The organism is Pannonibacter carbonis (genome assembly GCF_003012935.1).
GTDB classification, from domain to species: domain Bacteria; phylum Pseudomonadota; class Alphaproteobacteria; order Rhizobiales; family Stappiaceae; genus Pannonibacter; species Pannonibacter carbonis.
In genome coordinates this window covers 1-7,462 of the sequence record NZ_PUDR01000028.1, presented here as the reverse complement: position 1 = coordinate 7,462, position 7,462 = coordinate 1, and the positions used below count along the sequence as shown (strand labels likewise).

Below are 7,462 nucleotides of genomic sequence, written 5' to 3'. Positions count from 1 at the left end.
TCAAGCGTGATGATCATACTAGAGCACGACCTACATACCCCGAACGACGTCCCCACCTACTCTCAAAAAGTATTAATATATAGCATATTCAATATAATAGTAGATTAAAATGGGTGATGCACAACCAGCCCTCGCCGCATCTGTCGATCGCGGATTTGCTGCTGCAACTCAGCATTGTGCGTGAGGCGGAGGCGATCAACCTGCCGCCCCGGCTGCGGCGCATGAATGTGCATCGCGGCGGACCGGTCGAGACGGAACGCGGCTTCGTGCTGCATTCGGATGATTTCCTCATTGAAAGCGCGACCTTGCCCATTCACGACGGCATCTGTCTGACGGCGACGCTCGAAATCCTGCGCGCCATTGCCGAGGACCGTGGCCCTTCGCGGGCGATGCTGGCCCTCGGCTATGCCGGCTGGGCACCCGGCCAGCTGGAGCATGAAATCCAGGCCAATGGCTGGCTGACCGGCCCGGCGGATGCGGAGCTGATCTTTGATCCGGACCAGACAGCCAAATGGGAACGGGCGCTGTGGCGGCTTGGCGTTGATCCGGCAATGCTCTCGACCGATGCCGGCCATGCCTGACGAGCCTGCACCTGCGGCATTTGCAACAAATGGCGTTTGCGCCGACTTGCGATCTATTTTAAGGGTCGCTTCCATGGAATAGTCTCGTCTCCGGCCAGGCAGCCTTGGCTGGATGAGGAGGTCGACAGGCAGATGCCTCGAAAGGCTGATGCCTTGAAAGGCAGATGACAAGGAATCCGACCCGGTGAAATACATCAGTACGCGTGGCGAAGCACCCGTTCTCGATTTCCAGGATGTGCTCCTGCAGGGCCTCGCCCGGGATGGCGGGCTTTATCTGCCCGAGACATGGCCCGTCTTCGACGCAGCCACCATCGCCGGTTTCGCCGGCAAGCCCTATGCCGATGTCGCCCTGGCCGTGATCCGGCCCTTCGTTGGCACCTCCATCAAGGAGGCCGACCTGAAGCGCATGATCGACGAAGCATATGCCGGTTTCCGTCACAGCGCCGTGACACCGCTGGTTCAGATCGCGCCGAACCGCTTCGTGCTGGAGCTGTTCCATGGCCCGACGCTGGCGTTCAAGGACGTGGCGATGCAGTTGCTCGGGCGGCTGATGGACCATGTGCTTGCCGAGCGCGGCCAGCGCGCCACCATTGTTGGCGCAACCTCAGGCGACACCGGCGGCGCGGCGATCGAGGCCTTCCGAGGCCGCGAGCGGACCGATGTGTTCATCCTGTTCCCGGAAGGCCGCGTCTCCGACGTGCAGCGCCGGCAGATGACGACGCCGACGGAAGCGAATGTGCATGCGCTGGCCATCAAGGGCAATTTCGATGATTGCCAGGCGCTGGTGAAGGGCATGTTCAACCATTTCGCATTTCGCGACCGGGTTGGCCTTTCGGGCGTCAACTCGATTAACTGGGCCCGCATCCTGGCCCAGATCGTCTACTATTTCGTTGCGGCGACCGCGCTTGGCGGCCCGGCTCGCCCGGTTTCCTTCACGGTGCCGACTGGCAATTTCGGCGATATCTTCGCCGCCTACGCTGCCATGCGTATGGGGCTGCCGGTTGGCAAGTTGGTCATCGCCACCAACGTCAATGACATCCTGGTCCGCACCCTGGAAACAGGGCGCTATGAGACGCGCGGCGTCAATGCCACTATCTCGCCGTCCATGGACATTCAGGTCTCGTCGAATTTTGAGCGGCTTCTGGCCGAAGTGCATGGCCGTGATGGCGCCGCCGTGCGCAACATGATGGCTTCGCTTGGCCAGTCCGGCAGCTTCTCCATCGCGCCGGGACCGCTGGCCGAGATGCTGCAGACATTCGCCGGTGGCCGCTGCAACGAGGCAGAGACCGCCGCAACCATCGCCGGAACGCTGGAAGGCACCGGATATTTGCTCGATCCACACACCGCCATCGGCGCCCATGTCGCCAAGGCGTTTGATGAGCCAGGTATTCCGATGGTGGTGCTGGGCACGGCACATCCGGCCAAGTTCCCGGTTGCCGTCAAGGCTGCAACCGGAATTCATCCGGCCCTGCCGGACATGCTGCAGCCGATGATGAGTGCGCCGGAGCGGCAGACCATCCTGCCGGCGGATCTGGCAGAACTGGAAAAGCACATCGAGGCCAATGCCCGCGCGGTCAAGAGCCTCGCCTGAGGAGAGACCCGGAAACGGGGAGCGCCCAAATACGGACTGACGGGCCTAGGTGCCCGTTGCCAATCAGACCGGCGCCTGTCTCGAAAGACGCCGGCAATGAGAACGAGAAGACGAGGGCGGAGGCGGACCGGTGCAGTGTGGACCGGTTTGATACCTCCGTTGCCTCGCCGGGAGGACGCGCATGGATGTACAGATTACCCGGCTGGACAATGGCCTGACCGTCATCACCGACCGGATGCCGCACCTGCGCACTGCCGCGCTTGGCGTCTGGGTCCGCACCGGTTCGCGCGCCGAGACCGCCGAGCAGAATGGCATCACGCACCTTCTCGAACACATGGCTTTCAAGGGCACCAAGACGCGCACGGCCCGGTCCATCGCCGAAGAAATCGAGGCCGTTGGCGGGGAACTGAACGCGGCGACCAGCGTCGAGCACACCAATTATTACGCCCGCGTGCTGGCTGAAGACGTCCCGCTGGCCGTCGACCTTCTCGCTGACATCCTGCAGAACTCCGCCTTCGATCCGGAGGAACTGACCCGCGAGCAGCACGTGATCCTGCAGGAAATCGGCGCGGCCCAGGACAGTCCCGATGATCAGGCCTTCGACCTGTTCCAGTCCACAGCCTGGCCGGGCCAGCCGATGGGCCGGGCGATTCTTGGCACCCCGGAAAGCGTCACCAGTTTCTCCCGCGATGCGCTTGAGGCCTATCTGGCGGAACGCTACCGGGGTCCGGACATGGTGCTGGCTGCCGCCGGCGCCGTCGATCACGAGGACCTGGTGCGCCGCGCCAATGACCAGTTCGGGAGCCTCGGCTCGGAAGCGGCGCGCGAGGTCGAGCCGGCGGTCTATCACGGCGGCGAGGGCCGCGTGGTCAAGGACCTGATGGAAGCGCAGATCCTGATCGGCTTCCAGGGCCAGCCCTACAAATCGAAGGACTATTATGCCGCGCAGATCCTGGCGTCCGTGCTGGGCGGGGGCATGTCGTCGCGCCTGTTCCAGGAGGTTCGCGAAAGCCGTGGTCTGTGCTACGCCATATATGCCTTCCACTGGGCGTTCCATGACACCGGCCTGTTCGGCGTTCATGCCGCGACCGGCGAGGATGACATTGGCGAACTGATGCCGGTCCTGCTCGGCGAACTGGAGCGGGCTTGCGCCGACATTTCGGAAGCGGAAGTTGCCCGCGCCCGGGCCCAGATCCGTGCCGGCCTGATGATGGCGCTGGAAAGCCCCGCTGCCCGCGCCGGCCAGATCGCGCGCCAGATGCTGATCCACGGCCGCACCTTGAGCCTTGAGGAAATCACCGCACGCATCGAGGCGGTGACGGCGGAAAGTGTCCGCGAGGTGGCGCTGAAGACCTTCATCAACACCGCACCGACGCTGACCTCCCTGGGTCCGGTCGGATCCATGCTGACCCTCGATCAGGTGACGGAGCGGCTGGGCAAGCCGGTTCGCCACCTCGCTTCGGCCTGACTGCGGCGGCTCCCGAGCCATGGCCCTGCTTCGCTCCTTCGGGGTTTCGGAAGCCGAGCCGCTGCTCCAGGGCGATAGTGTCTACCTGCGCCCGCCGGTCATGGCCGATTATCGGCAATGGGCGGAGTTGCGTGAGGAGAGCCGGGGCTTCCTGACTCCATGGGAGCCAGTCTGGCCGGCCGATGACCTGACCCGCTCGGCCTTCCGTCGCCGGTTGCGGCGCTATGCTGCCGAGCGGCGGGAAGGGCGCAGCTATCCGTTCTTCCTGTTTTCCGCTGGCGATGACCGGTTGCTTGGCGGGGCGACCCTGTCCAACATCCGCCGCGGCGTGTCGCAGGCCTGCTCCCTTGGCTACTGGATGGGGGCGCCTTTCGCTGGAAAAGGTTACATGACCCGGGGTGTTGCCTTGATCACGCCATTCTGTTTTGACGTCTTGCAGCTTCACCGGATCGAGGCCGCCTGCCTTCCCTCGAACGAGCCGTCCATCCGCATCCTGCGCCGGAACGGCTTCGTCCAGGAGGGCTATGCACGCCGCTATCTTCACATCAACGGACAGTGGCAAGACCACCTGCTGTTCGCCCGTCTTGCCGATGACCCGCAGGTTGCCGGTGCGTTCTCCCCACAATGGACCGGCAGCGTCATGAAAGACCCCTTGTGACATGGGTGGCAACCCGGTAGTTCTTCCGCCCATGCTTGGTTTTGTTTCCGGGCCGGTAAGTCATGTGCTTCGCCGCGCCGCCGTGTTCCTGGTGCTTGTGCTTGCGCTCCTTGTTGCCGGGCGTGCCCATGCGCTTGAGCCGATCCCGGTGCCGCTCGATGTCGAGGCGCTGGAACTGACCGGCGCCATTGACCTCTATCGTGCCTCCGGCCCGCGCCTGCAGGTGTCCACTGCCCCTGGGCCGGATGGCATCGTCCGTCGCATCGAGGTGGTCTCGCGCGATGGCGTCAACAACGACTGGGCCGTTTTTGCCCTCACCAACACCTCGGACGAACAGATCGACCGGCTGATCGTTGCGCCATTCTACCAGCTGGTCGGCTCGCGCATGTTCTGGCCGGATCTTGGCAAGTCGCGCGTTGCCTCGATCACGCCCAGCCAGGGCATCGCACCTGAGCGGCAGAAAAGCCTTGAGGCCGACGTCTTCCTGGTGACGCTCGACCCCGGCGCCATCGTCACCTTCGTGGTCGAGATGACGACCCCGGAGTTGCCGCAGATCCGTCTGTGGGAACCCGACGCCTACAAGGAAACGGTCAACGCCTACACGCTCTATCGCGGCATCATCCTCGGTATTTCCGGCCTGCTGGCGCTGTTCCTGACCATTCTCTTCGTGGTCAAGGGCACGGTGATGTTTCCGGCCACCGCTGCGCTGGCCTGGGCGGTGCTTGCCTATCTCTGCATCGACTTCGGCTTCTGGAGCCGGGTGTTCAACCTCACGCAAGGGGATGACCAGCTTTATCGCGCCAGCGCAGAAGTGATGCTGGCCGCCAGCCTTATCATTTTTCTCTATGCCTATCTCAACCTGAACCGCTGGCACATCCGCTATTCGCATATGGCGCTTGGCACCTTGACCCTGCTGCTGGGGCTTCTGGGCGTTGCGGTCTGGGATCCCTCGATTGCCGCCGGCATCGCCCGCCTGGCGCTCGGGATGATCGGCATCATCGGTTTTGCCACGGTGCTGGTGCTTGCGTTGCAGGGCTATGACCGTGCGATCATGCTGATCCCGACCTGGTTCCTGCTGATCGTCTGGCTGATCGGCTCCGCCATGACCGTCACCGGTGTCATCGCCAATGACATCGTCCAGCCGGCGCTTGGCGGCGGGCTGGTGTTGGTGGTGCTCCTGATCGGCTTTACGGTGATGCAGCACGCCTTTGCTGGCGGCGCCATCGTGCAGGGGCTGATTTCCGACGTCGAGCGGCGGGCGCTTGCGCTCACGGGCGCTGGCGACATCATCTGGGACTGGGATATCGACCGCGACCGGATCTACACCGGCCATGAGGTCGAGGATCTGCTCGGCCTGCGCCATGGCACGCTGGATGGTCCGGCGCGTGACTGGCTCGACGTGCTGCATCCGCAGGACCGCGACCGCTTCCGCGCCACGCTGGATGCGGTGATCGACCAGCGCCGTGGCAAGGTGCAGCAGGATTTCCGCCTGCGTTCCGAGGATGGCCATTTCCGCTGGTTCCGCCTGCGCGCCCGTCCGATCCTGGGCTCGGATGCGGAAGTCATCCGCTGTGTCGGCACGCTGCTCGACATCACCGAGCAAAAGACCGCCGAAGAGCGCCTGCTGCATGACGCCGTGCATGACAACCTGACTGGGCTCGCCAACCGCGAACTGTTCATGGACCGGCTCAATGCGGCCCTGGCCCGGGCGCGCGCCGATGGTGCGATCAAGCCTTCCGTGCTGATCCTCAACCTCGACCGCTTCAAGCAGATCAATGACGGCATTGGCCTGTCGGCGGGGGATTCGATCCTGCTCACTGTCGCCCGCCGGCTTGACCGCCTGATCCAGCCGCAGGATTCGCTGGCGCGCCTCAACGGCGACCAGTATGGCCTGATCCTTCTGTCGGAGCAGGAAGCTGACCGCATTGCCCAGGTGGCCGATGCGCTGCGCAAGGCCGTGCGCGCGCCGATCACCTATGGCGACCGCGAGGTCTTCCTCACCTGTTCCATCGGCTTTGCCCTGCATGACGGCGGCAAGCAGACCTCGGAGGAACTGGTCACCGACGCCGAGATCGCGCTGAACCACGCCAAGCGCCTCGGCGGTGACCGTCAGGAAGTGTTCCGCCCGATCCTGCGTCCGCTCGGACGCAATGTCATCGACCTGGAAGGCGACCTGCGCAAGGCGATCAAGGATGGCGAACTGGGCGTGTTCTACCAGCCGATCGTGCGCCTGTCGGACCAGTCCGTTGCCGGTTTCGAGGTGCTGTCACGCTGGAAACATCCCAAGCGCGGACAGATTTCGCCAAGCGAATTCATCCCGATTGCCGAGCAGTCAGGCCTGATCAACGAACTGGGCCTCTATGTCCTGACCAAGAGCGCCCGCCAGCTCGCCGAGTGGCAGGACAAGATCCGCACGCCAGTGCCGCTGTTTGTCTCGGTCAACATCTCCTCGCGCCAGCTGCTGCGGCATGATCTGATCAACGAGGTCAAGGCGATCCTGTCGCGCAGCCGCATCGCGCCGGGCACGCTGAAGCTGGAACTGACCGAATCCATCGTCATGGCCAACCCGGAGTACTCGGCCAAGGTGCTTGAACGCCTGCGGGCGCTGGGGGCGGGCCTGTCGCTGGATGATTTCGGCACCGGCTATTCCTCGCTGAGCTATCTGCAGCGGTTCCCGTTCGACACGATCAAGATCGACCAGTCCTTCGTGCGCCCCAATGGCCGCGCCGCGCGGCCTGTCATCCTGCGCTCCATCGTCGCGCTGGGACATGACCTGGGCATGGCGGTTGTTGCCGAAGGCGCGGAGGGGGAATCCGACGCGCTCGAGCTGCTGCAGCTGGGCTGTGAATATGCGCAGGGTTATTTCTTCGGCGAGGCGATGTCGGCCGACGAAGCGACCGCCTATATCCGCAAGGCTTATGACGCGCAGCCGGCGTGAGATCGACCGGCGCGTGAGCTTGATGTACCGGTTCCTCTAGCCGGTCAGCCATGACATGTGGCGGCCGCCAAATCCTCTTCGGTCATCCCCGCCTTGTGCCACTGCTGTCCGGTTTAAGTTTCTGGACAAGGTGCATGACATTGATTCTACTCGTGTTCAGGCGTTTAGCGACGGTCTGGACACGGGCAGGAGGTCAATGTCATGCGTCATGAGAATAGCGTGTTTC

Annotated in this window: 4 protein-coding genes and 1 pseudogene; all 5 read left to right on the top strand. The window is 63.7% G+C overall.

Going from position 1 to position 7,462, the window contains the following annotated elements; genetic code table 11:
* Positions 1–113: 113 nt before the first annotated feature.
* Positions 114–581, top strand: a pseudogene (locus C8348_RS21780) (YqgE/AlgH family protein); the annotation flags it as partial.
* Positions 582–765: 184 nt separating this feature from the next.
* Entirely contained in the window at positions 766–2,172 is a 1,407-nt protein-coding gene (gene thrC / locus C8348_RS21775; RefSeq protein WP_106755416.1) for a threonine synthase, read from the top strand.
* Between the two features lie 181 nt (positions 2,173–2,353).
* Positions 2,354–3,640: a M16 family metallopeptidase gene (locus tag C8348_RS21770; RefSeq protein WP_106755415.1), complete on the top strand. Its 1,287-nt coding sequence runs from the start codon at positions 2,354–2,356 to the stop codon at positions 3,638–3,640.
* A gap of 19 nt (positions 3,641–3,659) precedes the next feature.
* Positions 3,660–4,298, top strand: coding sequence for a GNAT family N-acetyltransferase (locus tag C8348_RS21765; protein WP_106755414.1), 639 nt, complete (start codon positions 3,660–3,662; stop codon positions 4,296–4,298).
* A 31-nt stretch (positions 4,299–4,329) separates the two neighbouring features.
* Positions 4,330–7,236, top strand: a complete 2,907-nt coding sequence (locus tag C8348_RS21760; protein WP_106755418.1) for an EAL domain-containing protein — start codon at positions 4,330–4,332, stop codon at positions 7,234–7,236.
* The last annotated feature ends 226 nt before the right edge of the window (positions 7,237–7,462 follow it).

What these genes read in the sequence shown, in the direction of transcription:
- C8348_RS21770 (WP_106755415.1), top strand. Translation starts at nt 2,354, where the DNA reads ATGGATGTACAGATTACCCGGCTGGACAATGGCCTGACCGTCATCACC.
- C8348_RS21765 (WP_106755414.1), top strand. Translation starts at nt 3,660, where the DNA reads ATGGCCCTGCTTCGCTCCTTCGGGGTTTCGGAAGCCGAGCCGCTGCTC.
- C8348_RS21760 (WP_106755418.1), top strand. Translation starts at nt 4,330, where the DNA reads ATGCTTGGTTTTGTTTCCGGGCCGGTAAGTCATGTGCTTCGCCGCGCC.